Source organism: Rhodanobacter sp. C06 (assembly GCF_002001105.1).
Classification (GTDB): Bacteria; Pseudomonadota; Gammaproteobacteria; order Xanthomonadales; family Rhodanobacteraceae; genus Rhodanobacter_A.
The window spans coordinates 39,277-55,182 of record NZ_MUNP01000049.1; the positions used below are offsets into that span (position 1 = coordinate 39,277).

Here is a 15,906-nt window from a genome sequence, read left to right on the forward strand (position 1 = left end):
TGTTCCGCGACCCCCGCTTTCCTGCGACCTACGACAGTTGCGCCACCGTCAGGGGCGTCGTCACCGGCTGGCCATCGAACAGCGCCTCGCCATTCCAGCGCAGGCGGCCGCAGGCGATGGCGCCGACCACCGCGGGCAGCAACCGGTGCTCTTCCGCCAGCAGGCGTTCCGCCAGCGAGGCTTCGGTGGCGCCGGCACCGACCGGGATGCGCGCCTGCGCCACCACCGGGCCACCGTCCAGTTCGGCGGTGACGTAGTGGACGCTGGCGCCGTGTTCGGCATCGCCGGCCTCGAGGCAGCGGCGGTGCGTGTGCAGGCCGGGATACTTCGGCAGCAGCGAGGGGTGGATGTTGATGGCACGGCCTTCCCATTTGGCTACCACGGCGCCGTCGATCACGCGCATGAAGCCGGCCAGCACCAGCAGGTCGGCGCCGCTGGCGGCGACGCGGGCGAACAGCTCGCGGTCGAAGCTCGGGCGGTCGGGATAGCTCTTCGGGTTCAGCGCCAGCGTGGGGATGCCCGCCGCCTCGGCCAGCCGCAACGCGCCGGCGGAGGCCTTGTCGCTGGCCACCAGCACGAACTCCACCGGCAGCGTGCCGGCATCGCGCGCGGCGATCAGCGCGGCGAGGTTGCTGCCGCGGCCGGAAGCGAGCACGGCAATGCGCAAGGGAGTGGGCATGGGCGAGGAAACCAGTTCGTCATTCCGGCGCAGGCCGGAATCCAGTCAGAGAACTCGTGCGAAGCACGCCGAATATGTTCTGTTTCGTGTGCTTCGCACGATGCATTTCACTGGGTTCCGGCTTTCGCCGGAATGACGTTGTTGCAAGTGGGTGGTGGAAGTCGAGTTGGCTGACATCAGCCGATATGGACGCGCTCGTCGCCGCTGGCCTTCACCACCGCGCCGATCACGCGACTGGCGAGGCCGTGCTTCGCCAGCAGGGCCGTGGCCGCGGCTACCGCGGCCTGCGGCAGGATCACGGTGAAGCCGATGCCGCAGTTGAAGGTGCGCCACATTTCCTCGCGCGCCACCTTGCCTTCGCGCTGCAGCCAGTCGAATACCGGCGGCAGAGTCAGCGTGCCGGCGTCGAGCGCGAGGGCGAGGCCGTCGGGCACCACGCGGATGATGTTTTCCTTCAGGCCGCCGCCGGTGATGTGCGCCATGCCGTGGATGGCCGCGCGCTGTGTGGCGAGCAGCTCCAGCATCGGCTTCACGTAGATCGTGGTGGGCGCCATCAGCGCGTCGGCGAGCTTCGTGCCGCCCAGGTCGAGATCGAGCGGCCGGCCGGCGCGGTCGAGAATCTTGCGGATCAGCGAGTAGCCGTTGGAGTGCGGGCCGCTGGAGGCGACGCCCAGCACCACGTCGCCGGCCACGATGGCGTCGCCGGAGAGCAGGTCGGCCTTCTCCACCGCGCCCACGGTGAAGCCGGCCAGGTCGTATTCGCCGGGCGGGTACATGTCGGGCATCTCGGCGGTCTCGCCGCCGATCAGCGCGCAGCCGGCCAGTTCGCAGCCCCTGGCGATGCCGCCCACCACGGCCGCGGCGGTGTCCACGTCCAGCTTGCCGGTGGCGAAGTAGTCGAGGAAGAACAGCGGCTCGGCGCCCTGCACCAGCACGTCGTTGACGCACATGCCGACCAGGTCGATGCCGATGGTGTCGTGGCGGCCGAGCTGCTGGGCCAGCTTCAGCTTGGTGCCCACGCCGTCGGTGCCGGAGACCAGTACCGGCTCCCTGTACTTGCCGCCCAGGTTGAACAGGCCGCCGAAGCCGCCCAGCCCGCCCATCACCTCGGGTCGGCTGGTGCGCTTGACCAGCGGCTTGATGCGTTCGACCAGGGCATTGCCGGCGTCGATATCGACCCCGGCGGCGCGATAGGTAAGGGCGTCGGACATGGCGGAAACCGGCGGTGGGAAACGCGCAATTCTAGCGCATGCGGGCCGTGGTCGGCGCGGTCGCATGCCCGGTTCCGTGGCCCGCGGCATGGACGCGGGGAGGGCGATTGGGCAGACTTCCGCGGTATCCCCCGACCTGTGTCCCGCCGATGCGCCTGCCCCCGATGCGTCTGCTCCGCCTGTTCACCATCGCCCTGCTGCTGGGCTTCGCCGCGCTGCCGCCGCTGCAGGCGCAGGTCGCCTCGCCGTACTCGGTGACGGTGCCGGTGCCCGACACCAGCGACACCCAGCGCGGCGACGCCTTCGCCACCGCGCTCAGCCAGGTGCTGGCGCGGGTCGCCGGTGGCCAGGATCTGCGCAGCAAGGCGGGCTACGACGACGCGCTGAAGAACGCCGCCGCGCTGGTGCGCCGCTTCCAGTACGCGCGTGCCGCCACTGGCATGAGCCTCACCGTGGATTTCGAGCCCGGCGCGGTGCGCCATCTGGTCTCCACGCTGGGCGTGGTGGGCAGCGTGGGCGCCAAGCCGCCGGTGTTGCTGATGGTGCGCGGCAGTGACGGCCAATTGCTGGACAAGGACGCGCTGGCCGGTCTCGCCAAGGCCGCCGCCGCTCGCGGCTACGGCGTGGCCTACGTCGATCCCGCCAATGCGCCCGATCCGGCCAAGGTGGACGCGGCCGATCCGGCCACGCTGGCGGCGATCAACCAGCAATACCACACCGGCCTGGTGCTGCTTGGCAGCCTGCACGACGGCAGCGCCGACTGGACCCTGGTCTCCGGCGGCAAGGCGCAGCGCTGGACCGACAAGGCCGCCACCGAGGACGCCCTGCTGGCCGACGCCGGCAACGGTACGGTCGACCGCATCGGCAAACAGCTCAACGTGATCGGCGCCACGGTCAGCGACGAAAAGCTGTGGGTGAGCGGGCTGAGCAGCGCGATGGACTACGCCAGCCTGCTCAACGTGCTGCGCGCCGATCCCTCGGTGCGCAGTGTCGCGACGCTTGGTGCGGAGAACGACGGCATGCTGATCGAAGTGAAGTCGGCGATGCCGGCCGGTGCGCTGGCCGCGAACCTCGCCGCCAGCGGACGGCTGATCCGTGCCACCGCGCATCCCGGCACCGACGCCAGCCTGCGCTGGCTGCATTGATGGGTATCAGGAACGACCGCTTGCTTGTTCGTCATTCCTGCGAAAGCAGGACAAGCGCGGATCGCGCAGAACGCCCGCAGGGCGGCCCCGGAGGGGCGGGCGCAGCGAGTCGTCCAGGATCTTTGCCGTCAAGGATCGGGAGGCGCCGGACCCCAGCTTCCACTGGGGTGACGGAGGTTTTCCAATGCTCCTCCACGCACGTGTCCCGCCGGCGTTCGTGCGCCGCTGGGGTGTCGTCATGCTGACGCAGGAGAACCAGCGCCGCTGGCAGTTGCTGGCGATCCTCGCAGTCATCGTCTTCCTGTTGTGGCGGCTGGCGCCGATGCTGATGCCGTTCGTGGTGGCGGCGATGCTGGCCTATCTGGGCGATCCGCTGGCCGACCGGCTGGAGCGCGTCGGCATGGGGCGCACGCTGGCGGTGAGCATCGTGTTCCTGGTGCTGGCGCTGGTGCTGACCGGCGCGCTGCTGCTGCTGATCCCGCTGATCTCGCACCAGATCGAGAACCTGATCCAGAACGTGCCGCGCTACGTGGACTGGGCCGAGCACACCGCCTGGCCGTGGCTGCAGGCGAAGCTGCACCTCGATCCGCGCACCTTCGACAGCGACCGGATGATCGCCACGATCAAGGAGCACATCGGCTCGGTGGGCGGCATCGCCGGCCAGGTGCTGGGCAAGGTCTCGCGTTCCGGCTTGGGCGTGGTGCTGTGGCTCACCAACCTGGTGCTGATCCCGGTGGTGGCGTTTTACCTGCTGCGCGACTGGGACCGGCTGGTGGCGGCGATCGACCGCCTGCTGCCGCGCTTGATCCAGCCTACGATCGCTCACCTCGCGCGCGAGTCGGATGCGGTGCTCGGCGCGTTCGTGCGCGGCCAGCTGCTGGTGATGCTGGCGCTGGGCGTGTACTACGGCGGCACGTTGTCGCTGGTGGCGGGGCTGTCGGTGGGCGTGCTGATCGGCATGATCGCGGGCCTGCTGAGCTTCGTGCCCTACCTCGGCTTCATCACCGGCTTCGGCGCCGCGATCATCGCCGCGCTGGTGCAGTACGGCGACTGGACACACGTGCTGATCGTCTGCGGCGTGTTCATCGTCGGCCAGTTGCTGGAAGGCTACGTGCTGGTGCCCAAGCTGGTGGGCGAGAAGATCGGCCTGCATCCTGTGGCCGTGATCTTCGCGGTGCTCGCCGGCGGCGAGCTGTTCGGCTTCATCGGCGTGCTGCTGGCACTGCCGGCCGCCTCGGTGGTGATGGTGTTGCTGCGCTACCTGATGGAGCGCTACCGCCAGAGCGACCTGTACACCGAAGAGGGTGAGGCCGATCCTGCCCTCCACGAAACGGTCGCCGAGGTGGATGTTGCAGTGAGCACCGCCGCCGGCACGGTGGAAACCACGACGGTGATCGAGCCGCCGTCGCACGAGCCGCCCGCCCAGCCATGATCCCGCAGCTGCCGCTCGCGCTGCGCTGGCCGCGCCGCCAGCGCTTCGAACATTTCCACGCCGGCGCCAACGCCGTCGCGCTCGCCGCGGTCGAGGCGCTGGCGTGCGAGTCGGACGCGCCATGGCTCTACCTGCACGGCCCCGCCGGCAGCGGCAAGAGCCACCTGTTGATGGCTGCCTGCCAGGCCGCCGGCGAGGCCGGTCGCGGCGTGCAATACCTGCCGCTGGCGCGCATCGCCGACCGCGCCGTCGCGATCCGCGGCGTGGCCGGCGGCGCGCTGCTGGCATTCGACGATCTCGGCGCCATCGCCGGCGACCGCGAGGCCGAGCATGCGCTGTTCGACCTCTACAACCGCGCGAAGGCCGAAGGCGCCGCCCTGCTGTTCGCCGCCGATGCCGTGCCGGCGCAGCTCGGCCTCACGCTGCCCGACCTGCGCTCGCGCCTCGGCGCCTGCACCCAGTTCGCGCTCAAACCGCTGGACGACGCCGAACGCCGCGCCGTGCTCAAGGCCCAGGCCGGCCTGCGTGGCATCGAGCTGGACGAGGGCGTGCTCGACTGGCTGTTCGCCCGCCACACGCGTGATCTCGGCGCGCTGCTGGATCTGCTCGATCGGCTCGACCAGGCCTCGCTGGCGGCGCAGCGGCGGGTGACGATTCCGTTCTTGCGCGGGCTGTTGCGCGAATCAGGCCGTGTAGGATCTTGACTCATGTCGAAGCGACGGTCGGGCGCTTGAGCCAAACGACGCAAGTGAGCGCTTTCAAATGGAATGGTTGGACAAAATCTCTAAGGTTTCAATTGCGATACAAATGGCCAGAGAGTATGGCCATCGGTCAGGTCTAGATGCGTGGAAGTCGATGCTGTGACCTTGGTCTTGTTCATCACGAAGCGTAGGTCGCGCACGTGCGCGACAGGGTGATCGGCATCAAGCGTAAGGTGCAGGGTGGTCGACTCTTCCGATGTAGGAACGCCTTGCGTAGCGCTCGGCGCCAGATACATCGTTTCCAGTCGGAGTGTCGGATTGGTGATCGCCTCAACCGAATTGATCCCCGCGTTTGGCGAGAAAGTCAGTTTCAGATCACGCACGATGAACACGTAGGTGTCAGGCGTTTCCTCGCGAACCACCGTGCCCGAATATGCGACTGTTCCGTACTGCCCGGAGATCGGGAGTTGCTGCGTGCTGGAAGCGGCACATGCAGCCAATGCCAGGGCTGCTGAGATCAAAGGTATTTGCACGATCCTCATGCAAGCTTCCTTAGGTTTTTTGGCGCATCGGTGATGCCGATGGTTACCTCAGGCCTTCAGCAACTCCGGTGTCGCCTGCGCGCCGATGGCGTCGGTCATCGCCTTTGCCACGTTGAGGTTGCCGGCGATGATATTGCCGCTGGCCGGGATGCCGTCGCGGCCGGCGAAGTCGCCGTAGCGGCCGCCCGCCTCGTGCACCAGCAGCACGCCGGCGGCCATGTCCCAGGGCTTGAGGCCGATCTCGAAGTAGCCGTCGTAGCGGCCGGCGGCGGTGTAGGCGAGATCCAGCGCGGCGGAGCCGGAGCGGCGGATGTCCTCGGCCTGGCCGAGCAGGGCGCGGGTCATCGCGAGCTGGGTGTCCAGATGTGCGCGCTGGCGATAGGGGAAGCCGGTGGCGATCATCGCGCCGCCCAGGTTCTCGCGCTTGCCGACGCGGATGCGGGTGGGGCCGGTGCCCTTGTCGAGATACGCGCCGTCGCCCTTGCTGGCGGTGAACAGCTCGCCGCGCAACGGGTCGAACACCACGCCGTACACCGGCACGCCCTTGTCGAGCATCGCGATGGAGACGGAGAAGTGCGGGATGCCGCGCAGGTAGTTGTGGGTGCCGTCCAGTGGGTCGATCACCCAGGTGAGCGGGCCCTTCTTGCCGATCGCGCCGCTTTCCTCGGCGAGGATGCCGTGGTCGGGGTAGGCGCGGCGCAGTTCCTTGACGATCTCGGCTTCGGCCAGCTTGTCGACCTCGGAGGCGAAGTCCATGCGCTGCTTCTCGACGACGGTGAGGCCGTCGATGCGGTTCATGTAGCGCAGGATGACGTTGCCGGCGGCGCGCGCGGCGCGCACCGCGATGGTGATGGCGGGTCGGGTCATGGCTTCGGCTTGGCAAAAGAGCGGGTTGCGGCGGGCGATTCTAGCAGAGCCGGGGCGCGAGCCAGTCGGTGCGTCGCGGCGGCGGTTCGGAACGATGGCGGGGCTTGGACTATCCTTGTCGACCATCCTCGCCCAATCCGCCCTCGCATGACCGCCAACGATCTTGCTGTCTTGTTCCGCTTCGTGCTGGTGCGCACCTCGCACCCCGGCAATATCGGCGGTGCGGCGCGGGCGATCCGCACGATGGGGTTCACCCGGCTGGAGCTGGTGGCGCCGGCGCGCTTCCCCGACCGCGAGGCGGACGCGCTGGCGGCGAACGCGGTGCAGGTGCTGGCCGAGGCCGGCGTGCACGAGACGCTGGTCGACGGCCTGGCCGGCGCGAGTTTCGCGCTGGGCCTGTCGGCGCGGCGGCGCGGGGTGAACCTGCCGGAGCTGTCGCCGCGCGAGGGAGCGCGGCAGGCGTTGGCCGCGGCCGCGCGCGGCGAGCAGGTGGCGCTGCTGTTCGGCAACGAGCGCACGGGACTGGAAAACGACGAGCTGGCGACCTGCCATGCGATGGTGCGCATTCCCAGCGTGGACGATTTCAGCTCGCTGAACCTGGCCCAGGCCGTGCAGGTGATGGCCTACGAGTTGCGCCTGGCGATGCTGGGCGACGAGTTGCCCGCGCCGCCGCCCGAGCACGACGAGCCGCCCGCCGACGCTTCGCAGATGGAGCGCTTCTATGCGCATCTCGCCGAGACGCTGGACGACATCGACTTCCACAAGGGCCGTTCGCCCGAGACGATCATGTTGCGCTTGCGCAAGCTGTTCCAGCGCGCTCAACCTGACCAGCGCGAGCTGCGCGTGCTGCACGGCATCCTCGCCGATGCGCAGCGGATGGCGATGCTGGCGCGGGCCGCGCCAGCATCGCCGCGATCCACGGAGGGATCGCACGTCAATCAGGCTGAGCCTGATTGACGGAGCCCGATCCGGCCAGGGCCGGATCGGGCGAGTCAGGAAAGGGCAGGAAGCCCTTTCCTGACATCAAGCCACGCTTTTGCTCTGGCTTTACGCGCCGCCGCTACCCCTCCGCCTCGTCCGCGTTGTCCTGCTGCGGCGCGCGGGTGACCAGCAACTTGTCGATGCGGGCGCCGTCCAGGTCCACCACCTCGAAGCGGAAGCCCTGCCAGGCGAACACCTCGCCGGTCTGGGGGATGTGGCCGAGCGCGGCTGTCACCATGCCGGCCAGGGTGCGGAAATCGTGTTCGTTCTCGCCGGGCAGGCGGTCGACGTGCAGGAGTTCACGCAGATCGTCGTTGGCCAGGCTGCCGTCGATCAGCCAGCTGCCGTCGGCGCGCTCGACGATGGGCGCGTCCGCGGCGGCATCGCCATGGCCGAGCTGGCTGGCGCCGACCACGGCGGCGAGCAGGTCGTTGACGGTGACCAGGCCCTCGATGTCGCCGTATTCGTCCACCACCAGGGCCAGCGGCGTCTCGGCGTCGCGGAATTCCTCCAGCAGGTCCAGCGCGCGTGCGGTGGCGGGTACGTACAGCGGCTTGGCGAGGTGGTCGAACAGCTGCGGGCGGCCGTCGGCGAAGGCCTGCAGCAGGCGCTTCACCTCGACCACGCCGACCACCTCGCTCTCGTCGCCGCGGTAGACCGGATAGCGCGAGTATGGCGTCTGCCGCAGCACTTCCACGTTCTCCGCGTGCGTCGCGGCCATGTCCAGCCAGGCAATGCGCACGCGCGGTGTCATCACGCTGTCCACGCTGCGGTCGCCCAGGCGCAGCACGCGGTTGACCATGTTGTGTTCGTCGGCGTCCAGCACGCCCTGCTCGGCGCTCTCGGCCACCAGCAGGCGGATCTCCTCCTCGGTGGCGGCGGCATGGCCGCGGCTGCGCACGCCGAGCAGGCGCAACAGCAGGCTGCTTGCGGCGTTGAGCAACCACACGAACGGCGCGGTGGCGCGCGACAGCACCAGCATTGGAATGGCCACGATGACCGACACCTTCTCCGGCGCCGACAGCGCGAGGCGCTTGGGTACCAGTTCGCCCACCACGATCTGGATGAAGGAGATCAGCACGAAGCCCAACACCACGCCGAGCACCCGGGCATAGGGCTCCAGCCACGCGGCGCGCCCGCCATGCAGCAGGGCGGCGATGTGCGTGCCCAGCGCATCGCCGGCCACGGCGCCGGTGATCAGCATCAAGAGGGTGATGCCGACCTGGATGGTGGAGAGGAAGTATTCCGGCTTCTCGGCGTGCCGCAGCGCCAGCGCGGCGCGGCTGCTGCTGCGCGCCATCTGCTTGAGGCGGCTCTTGCGCGAGGCGACCAGGGCCATCTCGGACAGCGCGAAGAAGCCGTTGCACAGGGCGAGCACGAGGACGAGCGCGATTTCGGTCAGCATCGCGGGGATCGCGGGGAGGGGCGCATGGGCCGGAGTGTAGCGGCAGCGCCGCGTGGCGCTCCACGCTGGCGCTCCGGATGGGGCGGCGTGCCGTTGCGCAAGTGCCTGATCGTGTTGGCCGATGAGAGCGCTTCCGGCCGGCGTGCGGCGGAGCGGCGGCGACAACCGTGCTGCGGTGCGAGGTAACTGTCCTGTAACATCGCCGCCATTCGACCCCCAGGCGTGGCCCGCATGTTTTCACTGCAGACGATCTTCGGCAAAGGCGACAAGTTCTACGGGCTGCTGGAGCAGAGCGCCGAGGCGGCGCACGAGAGCGCCAAGGCGCTCCAGGCCCTGGTCACCCAGGCCGACCATGCACCGGTGATGGCCGCGTTCGCCGCTACCCGCGCGCGCGAGAAGGCGCTGGCCGCGCAGATCAGCGAAGAGCTGGTGAACACCTTCGTCACCGCGCTGGACCGCGAGGACATCGAGGCGCTGAACTCGGCGCTGTACAAGATCCCCAAGACCGTGGAGAAGTTCGCCGAGCGCTACGAGATCGTGGCGGTGCGCCTGCAGGGCGTGGATTTCGGCCAGCGCGCGCTGGTGCTGGAGCGCTCCACCGAGGTGGTGTCCGAGATGATCGGCGAGCTGCGCCGCGGCCTGCGCATCGATCCGGTGAAGAAACTGCAGGATCGGCTGCAGACGCTGGAGTCGGAAGGCGACCGCATGCTGCTGGCGCCTTACCGTACGCTGTACGTCGAAGGCAACGACGCGATGAAGGCGATGCTGGCGAAGGACTTGTTCGAGCTGCTGGAGAAGGCGATCGACAAGTGCCGCGACGTCGGCAACATCGTCTACTCGATCGTGCTGAAGAATTCGTGAGGCCCGTCGCATGAGCCTCGGACTGGTCGTGGCGGTGGTGCTGATCGCCCTCGTCTTTACCTACATCAACGGCTTCCACGACACCGCCAACTCGATCGCCACCGTGGTGGCGACCAAGGTGCTCACGCCGGGCCAGGCGGTGCTGCTGGCCGCGGTGACCAACCTGATCGGCGCGTTGTGGGGCACCGCGGTGGCGGCCACCATCGCTGCGGGCATCGTCAACAGCGGCGTGGTCGAGGCCGGCCCGCAGCTGCTGATCTGCGCGCTGCTGGCGGCGATCGTGTGGAACCTGATCACCTGGTGGCTGGGTCTGCCGTCCAGCTCCAGCCACGCGCTGGTCGGCGCCCTGGTGGGCGCCGCGATCGCCGAGGCCAGCGGCAGCTTCGACGCGGTGATCTGGACGCAGGGTGGCGCGCACTGGTGGACCGGCAAGGGCGTGATCCCCAAGGTGGTGGTGCCGATGGTGGCCTCGCCGATCATGGGCATGCTGATCGGTTTCGCGCTGATGGGCGGCCTCTACGCACTGCTGGCGTGGTTCTCGCGCCGCGGCGGCTGGCTGCGCCTGCTCGGCCGCACGCCCTTCGTCAACAGCTTCTTCGGCAAGGCGCAGATCGTTTCGGCCAGCGCGATGGGCCTGGCGCACGGCAGCAACGACGCGCAGAAGAGCATGGGCATCATCGCGCTGGCGCTGGCCAGCACCACCGCGGCGGGGCAGTTCGACCACCTGCCGGCGTGGCTGCATTTCCTGCGCATCCACGAAACCGCGCACGGTGGCTTCGCGGTGCCGGCGTGGGTGGCGGTGGTGTGCGCGCTGACCATGGCCGGCGGCACCGCCGGCGGCGGCTGGCGCATCATCAAGACGCTGGGCCACAAGATGGTGAAGCTGCACCCGATCAACGGCTTCGCCGCGGAAGGCAGCTCGGCGGCGGTGATCCTGCTTGCCTCGCACTTCGGCCTGCCGGTGTCCACCACCCACGTGGTGTCCTCGGCGATCATGGGCGTGGGCTCGGCCAAGCGCTCGAACGCGATCCGCTGGTCCGTGGTGGAGCGCATGGTGTGGGCGTGGATCCTCACCCTGCCGGTTACTGCGCTGATCGCGTGGGGCTTTGTCGAGATCGCCCGTTTGTGGGGTTGAGCCTCGCTGCCTAGAACGCGTCGCTGCTGTTGGCGACCAGCTGTTCCAGCTGGTCGCCAAGGTTGCCCAATTCGGTGATCAGGCGATGCAGTTCTCGCTCGTCGAGCAACTCGTAGGGGCGGTTCTCGCACAGCTGCAGGTAGGGCGCTCCGTCCAGGTCGGTGACGGCGAGGAAGCCGCAGCGCTGCTCCCAGTTGAAGCGCAGGCAGCGTTGCGGGTCGGTGCCCGCGAGCGGCCCGATCGGGGTGGAGATGCGCAGGTAGCGGCGGCCGGTCTCGTCCTCCAGCTCGGCCAGGTAGATGCCCTGGTGGCGCCCGCGCGGCAGGCTGAGGTCGAAGCTGATCAGGTAGGGGTCGTTCTGGCGCAGCCCGTGCAGGCTGCCCACGTGGGAACGTACGGCTTCGAAATGGTGCATGGGACGCCCCCGTGACTGGCCGATGGCACTGCTACTCTGACACGTCCGTATCCCGCCTTGGTCAAGGCCCTGTTATCGCCATGCAAGACAGCCACGCTCGCGTCTACGCCGCCATCGCCGCGATCCCGCCCGGCCGCGTTGCCAGCTACGGCGCCATCGCCGCCCGCGCCGGCCTGCCGGGCCGCGCGCGGCTGGTCGGCAAGCTGCTGGGCGAAGTGCCCGACGGCGTGGAGCTGCCCTGGTTCCGGGTGTTGCGTTCCTCGGGCGAGATCGCCCTGCCCAAGGGCAGCCGCGGCTTCCGCGAACAGGTGCGACGGCTGCATGCCGAGGGCGTGGAGGTGAAGAACGGTCGCGTGGCGCTCAGCGCGTTCGGGCTGGACGCGAACCTTGACCGTGCGCTGTGGGGGATGCCTTGACGGCGGTCAGGCGGCGGTCTTGTCGAACCGCCGGATGAAATCCCGCACCTGCGGATAGACCACTTCGCGCCAGCGCCGGCCGCTGAAGATGCCGTAGTGGCCGGCGCCTTCGATCACCTTGTGCGCGCGGCGCTTCGCCGGGATGCTGCTGCAGAGGTCGTGCGCGGCCTGGGTCTGGCCGAGGCCGGAGATGTCGTCCAGTTCGCCTTCCACGGTGAGCAAGGCGCTCCGCGTGATCGCGGCGGGGTTCACCCGCTCGCCGGCCACGTCCCACAGCCCGCGCGGCAGCAGGAACTGCTGGAATACGGTGGCTATGGTGTCGAGGTAGAACTCCGCCGGCAGGTCGAGCACGGCGTTGTATTCGTCGTAGAACTTGCGGTGCGACTCGGCGTCTTCCAGGTCGCCGCGCAGCAGGTTCTGGTAGAAGTCCCAGTGCGATTGCAGGTGGCGGCCGGGGTTCATCGCGATGAAGCCGGCGTGCTGCAGGAAGCCCGGGTACACCTCGCGGCCGCGGCCGGGATAGTTCGGCGGCACGGTGTGGATCACGTTGCCCTTGAACCAGGCCAGCGGCTGGGTGGTGGCGAGGTTGTTGACGCTGGTGGGGCTGCACCGCGGGTCGATCGGTCCGCCCATCATGGTGAGGCTGCGCGGCGTGGCCTCGCCGCGCGCGGCCAGCAGCGACACCGCCGCCAGCACCGGCACCGTGGGCTGGCAGACCGAGATCACGTGAAGTGATTCCGCGCCGATGTGGCGGATGAAGCGCTCGATCAGCGCCACGTAGTCGTCCAGCCCGAACGGGCCGGCTTCGGCCGGCACCATGCGCGCATCCACCCAGTCGGTGACGTAGACCTTGTGTTCGCGCAGCAGGGTGCGCACGGTGTCGCGCAGCAAGGTGGCGTGGTGGCCGGACAGCGGCGCCACCACCAGCACCACCGGGTCGGTTTTCATCGTCTCGATGGTGACCGGGTCGTCGCTGAAGCGCTTGAAGCGCTTCAGCTGGCAGAACGGCGTGTCCAGCGCCACGCGCTCGATCACCGCGATCTCGTGGCCGTGCGCCTCGACCTGGTGGATGCCGAAGACGGGCTTCTCGTAATCCTTGCCGAGACGATGGACCAGCTCGTAGCCGGCGGCCAGCCGTTGCGTGCCGGGCCACGCGGCGAACGGGTTGTTCGCATCGTTGAGCATCTGTGCGCTGGCGTCGGCGAAGTGGCTGAGCGGGCCGAGGAAGGCGCGTTGCCACTCGTGGATCTGATAGAGCATGGGGCGACCGGTATGGGCGAAAAACGCGCCATCTTAGCGCCGTTCACGGTTTCTTGTGTTGCAGTGCCGCAGGCGCGATCGTCAAGACGATCAAGGGTTTGGCTTGCGCCGCTTGGCGTCGCCCGGCGGCGCCAAGCGGCGATGCCGGCCGGATGCGCCAGCCGGCGCACGATCGCGTTGACGCCGTCCGACGGCGCGCGTAGCGTCGCGCTCCGGCGTCGTGATTTCGTGGCGTGGCACACCGGCACGGGTGGCCCGCGGCTGCTTCGCACAGGGGAGCGAATCGACATGGGCGCAGTGGACATCGATACGCAGGCGCGTCCGGAAATCGGGGCGCAGCGCCGGGTTGCGCTCGAGCGCCGGAGCGCCGCCGAGTTGCCGTATCCGGACTTCGTGCGCGATTACGTCGCGCGCAATCGTCCGGTGGTGGTGGAGGACGCGCTGCGGGCCTGCCCGGCGCGGCAGCAGTGGACGCCGGAATATTTCCGCGAACGCTTCGGCGCGAAACCCATCCAGGTCAGCCCCAGCGAGCAGATGACGTTCGCCGACTTCATCGACGCGGTGCTGGCCTCGCGCGAGGATGCGCCCGGCCCGTACATGTACCGCCTGTTCATCGGCCCGCACATGCCGGAGCTGCTGCCGGACCTGGAGCCGCTGAATCCCTATGCGTTCCCGCGACGGCTGGCCAGCCCGCTGATGCCGCGGCAGTGGCGGCGGCCGGACGGCTATCTGAAGCTGCTGATCGGCGGCATCGGGGGGCGCTTTCCGTTCCTGCATTACGACCTCGAGAACTCGCACGCGACGATCACCGAGATCCACGGCGACAAGGAGTTCATCCTGTATCCGCCGGAAGACGCCGCGTTCCTGTATCCCAAACCGGGCATGCCGAACCAGTCGACGATCCCGGACGTGCGCCAGGTCGACCCGCAGCGCTTCCCGCTGTACGAGCGTGCCACCCAGTACCACACCGTGCTGCATCCGGGCGACATGGTGTTCGTGCCCTCGCGTTGGTGGCACGGCGCGCGGGCGCTGTCGCCATCGATCTCGATCTGCCAGAACATGCTGGACGGTTCGAACTGGGGCGGCTATGTCGACGAACTGTGTTCCCGCGCCAGCGGCCTGCCTGGGTCGAAGCGGCATGCCAAGCGGGCGTACCTGAGCGCGCTCGGCGGCCTGCTGTCGATGCTGGAGCGCTGGCCGCGCCTCTCCGCCGCGGGATCGGCGGGGCGCGTCGCGCGGCTGGCGCCGGTCACCTGTGCCGAAGCCGGCGATTCCAGCAGCTGGCCGGTCGCCAGTTGGAAGGTGCGCTGACGCTCATTCGATGCGCCGCAACTCGGTATCCGCGGCGAGGTCGTGCAGTGCGCGGCGGCGCGGATCGAACAGCGCCACGGCGAACCACAGCGCCCATGCACCCAGCACGGTCCACAGCGTGGCGTGCAAACCGAGCAGCGGCTCCAGCGCCAGCAGCAGCATCGGCGCGGCGGCGACCAGCACGCGGACCACGGCCTGCTGCAGGCTGATCGTGCCGCCGTCGTCGCGGCTCACGCGGATGCGCCACGGCCGCATGCCCACGGTCTGCCCGCCGCGGCGCCACGAGGCCACGAAGTAGGCGGCCACCACCACGCCTTGCAGCCACTGGTACCAGAGCGGGACCACGGTGCGCGCTCCGGTTTCGATCAGCCGGCCGCCGGTGGCGAGCTGGCACAGCAGGCCCACCACCATCACGATCGCTACCACGATCAAGAGGTCGTAGATCAGGGCGGCGAGGCGACGCCACAGCGGACAGGGCAGGTTGGCGGCGTTCATCGGGCGGCTTGCACTCGGTTGGCGCCATGCCCAGCATGGTGCGCATGCAGAAAGAAGATTCGCCCAGTATCGCCGAAGCGGATGCCGCGAGCATCGACGCCTTCCTGGAACGCGTGTGGTCCGAGGACGGCCTCGCCGACCGCACGCTGGAGGCCTATCGCCGGGATCTGGAAGCGCTGGCGCGCTGGCTGGCCGGTCGCGGGCGCACGCTGCGCAATGCGCGGCGCGAGGACATCTCCGCCTACCACGGCGAGCAGCATGCCGCGGTGCGCTCGATGGCGCGGCGGCAGTCGGCGTTCCGCCGCTACTACGCGCATCTCGCTCGGGAACAGACCGGCTTCGAGGATCCCACCTTGCTGATCGAGCGTCCGCGCATGCCACGCAGCCTGCCCAAGGCGCTGGCCGAGCGCGAGATCGAGGCGCTGCTGAATGCGCCGGACACCGACGGCACGCTGGGCCTGCGCGACCGCGCGATGCTGGAGCTGATGTACGCCTCGGGCCTGCGCGTTTCCGAGCTGGTGGAGTTGCCGCTCGCCGCGCTCAACCCGCGCCAGGGCGTGTTGCGCGTCACCGGCAAGGGCGGCAAGGACCGCCTCGTGCCGGTAGGCGAGGTGGCGCTGGGCTGGATCGAAAGCTATCTCGCCGGTGCGCGTCCCGCGCTGGCCAAGGGGCATCAGCCCGCGGCGCTGTTCCTCAGCCGGCGTGGCGAGGGCATGACGCGACAGATGTTCTGGACCCTGGTGAAGCGCCATGCACTGAAGGTCGGCATCCAGGCCAAGCGCATCTCGCCGCACGTGCTGCGCCACTCCTTCGCCACGCATTTGCTCAACCACGGCGCCGACCTGCGTGCGCTGCAGATGCTGCTCGGCCACAGCGCGCTCAGCACCACGCAGATCTACACCCTGGTGGCGAAGGAAGGGCTGAAGCGCCTGCATGCGCAGCATCATCCGCGCGGCTAGGCCAAAAGAGGGTCAGAGTGCAGTTTTCGAGGATGCCCGGCATTGCCAGAAGCGTCGTAAAACTGCACTCTGACCCTCTTTTGGCCCGGCC

General features: G+C 69.0%; 17 protein-coding genes. 9 read left to right on the forward strand and 8 right to left on the reverse strand.

The annotated features are described in order from the left end of the window. Window positions 1-28: 28 nt before the first annotated feature. Together purN and purM are read right to left on the reverse strand one after the other, a co-directional pair. Entirely contained in the window at window positions 29-679 is a 651-nt protein-coding gene (gene purN / locus B0E52_RS10550) for a phosphoribosylglycinamide formyltransferase (protein ID WP_077483787.1), read from the reverse strand. 176 nt (window positions 680-855) lie between these two features. Continuing rightward, the gene (gene purM, locus B0E52_RS10555) at window positions 856-1,890 is read right to left on the reverse strand and encodes a phosphoribosylformylglycinamidine cyclo-ligase (RefSeq protein WP_077483788.1); all 1,035 of its coding nucleotides are present in this window, start codon (window positions 1,888-1,890) and stop codon (window positions 856-858) included. A gap of 164 nt (window positions 1,891-2,054) precedes the next feature. On the opposite strand from purM, the gene B0E52_RS10560 reads away from it, so the two are divergent. From B0E52_RS10560 to hda, 3 genes are all read left to right on the forward strand, one after another. After that, a complete protein-coding gene (locus B0E52_RS10560) occupies window positions 2,055-3,035 on the forward strand; it encodes a DUF2066 domain-containing protein (protein ID WP_077483814.1) in 981 nt (326 codons plus the stop codon). Between the two features lie 238 nt (window positions 3,036-3,273). Beyond that, a complete protein-coding gene (locus B0E52_RS10565) occupies window positions 3,274-4,467 on the forward strand; it encodes an AI-2E family transporter (RefSeq protein WP_077483815.1) in 1,194 nt (397 codons plus the stop codon). Further along, on the forward strand, window positions 4,464-5,171 hold the full coding sequence (gene hda / locus B0E52_RS10570; RefSeq protein ID WP_077483789.1) for a DnaA regulatory inactivator Hda: 708 nt from the start codon (window positions 4,464-4,466) through the stop codon (window positions 5,169-5,171). Before B0E52_RS10565 ends, hda begins: the two co-directional genes overlap by 4 nt. 80 nt (window positions 5,172-5,251) lie before the next feature. On the opposite strand, the gene B0E52_RS18350 is transcribed toward hda, so the two are convergent. Beyond that, entirely contained in the window at window positions 5,252-5,710 is a 459-nt protein-coding gene (locus B0E52_RS18350) for a hypothetical protein (protein ID WP_139351641.1), read from the reverse strand. A 48-nt stretch (window positions 5,711-5,758) separates the two neighbouring features. After that, a complete protein-coding gene (locus tag B0E52_RS10575; protein ID WP_077483790.1) occupies window positions 5,759-6,577 on the reverse strand; it encodes an inositol monophosphatase family protein in 819 nt (272 codons plus the stop codon). Between the two features lie 147 nt (window positions 6,578-6,724). Between B0E52_RS10575 and B0E52_RS10580 the strand changes: the two genes are divergently transcribed. Next, window positions 6,725-7,534: an RNA methyltransferase gene (locus tag B0E52_RS10580; RefSeq protein ID WP_077483791.1), complete on the forward strand. Its 810-nt coding sequence runs from the start codon at window positions 6,725-6,727 to the stop codon at window positions 7,532-7,534. Between the two features lie 103 nt (window positions 7,535-7,637). Here the strand turns inward: B0E52_RS10580 and B0E52_RS10585 are convergent, their stop codons facing one another. Next, window positions 7,638-8,963, reverse strand: coding sequence for a hemolysin family protein (locus tag B0E52_RS10585; RefSeq protein WP_077483792.1), 1,326 nt, complete (start codon window positions 8,961-8,963; stop codon window positions 7,638-7,640). 231 nt (window positions 8,964-9,194) lie between these two features. Between B0E52_RS10585 and B0E52_RS10590 the strand changes: the two genes are divergently transcribed. After that, window positions 9,195-9,824: a pit accessory protein gene (locus tag B0E52_RS10590; protein WP_077483793.1), complete on the forward strand. Its 630-nt coding sequence runs from the start codon at window positions 9,195-9,197 to the stop codon at window positions 9,822-9,824. Between the two features lie 10 nt (window positions 9,825-9,834). After that, a complete protein-coding gene (locus B0E52_RS10595; RefSeq protein WP_077483794.1) occupies window positions 9,835-10,959 on the forward strand; it encodes an inorganic phosphate transporter in 1,125 nt (374 codons plus the stop codon). A 10-nt stretch (window positions 10,960-10,969) separates the two neighbouring features. Here B0E52_RS10595 and B0E52_RS10600 read toward each other — a convergent pair whose 3' ends face one another. After that, on the reverse strand, window positions 10,970-11,374 hold the full coding sequence (locus tag B0E52_RS10600; protein WP_077483795.1) for a hypothetical protein: 405 nt from the start codon (window positions 11,372-11,374) through the stop codon (window positions 10,970-10,972). A gap of 80 nt (window positions 11,375-11,454) precedes the next feature. Between B0E52_RS10600 and B0E52_RS10605 the strand changes: the two genes are divergently transcribed. Then, entirely contained in the window at window positions 11,455-11,790 is a 336-nt protein-coding gene (locus B0E52_RS10605; protein WP_077483796.1) for an MGMT family protein, read from the forward strand. Between the two features lie 6 nt (window positions 11,791-11,796). Here B0E52_RS10605 and phaZ read toward each other — a convergent pair whose 3' ends face one another. Then, window positions 11,797-13,050: a polyhydroxyalkanoate depolymerase gene (gene phaZ / locus B0E52_RS10610; RefSeq protein ID WP_077483797.1), complete on the reverse strand. Its 1,254-nt coding sequence runs from the start codon at window positions 13,048-13,050 to the stop codon at window positions 11,797-11,799. A gap of 288 nt (window positions 13,051-13,338) precedes the next feature. Between phaZ and B0E52_RS10615 the strand changes: the two genes are divergently transcribed. Continuing rightward, a complete protein-coding gene (locus B0E52_RS10615; protein WP_168174177.1) occupies window positions 13,339-14,361 on the forward strand; it encodes a cupin-like domain-containing protein in 1,023 nt (340 codons plus the stop codon). 3 nt (window positions 14,362-14,364) lie between these two features. Here the strand turns inward: B0E52_RS10615 and B0E52_RS10620 are convergent, their stop codons facing one another. Beyond that, a complete protein-coding gene (locus tag B0E52_RS10620; protein WP_077483799.1) occupies window positions 14,365-14,856 on the reverse strand; it encodes an RDD family protein in 492 nt (163 codons plus the stop codon). Between the two features lie 44 nt (window positions 14,857-14,900). Here B0E52_RS10620 and xerD point away from each other — a divergent pair, with 44 nt between their 5' ends. Continuing rightward, window positions 14,901-15,815 carry a site-specific tyrosine recombinase XerD gene (xerD, locus tag B0E52_RS10625; protein ID WP_077483816.1) on the forward strand — a complete coding sequence of 305 codons (915 nt, stop codon included), beginning with the start codon at window positions 14,901-14,903 and terminating at the stop codon, window positions 15,813-15,815. Window positions 15,816-15,906 lie beyond the last annotated feature (91 nt).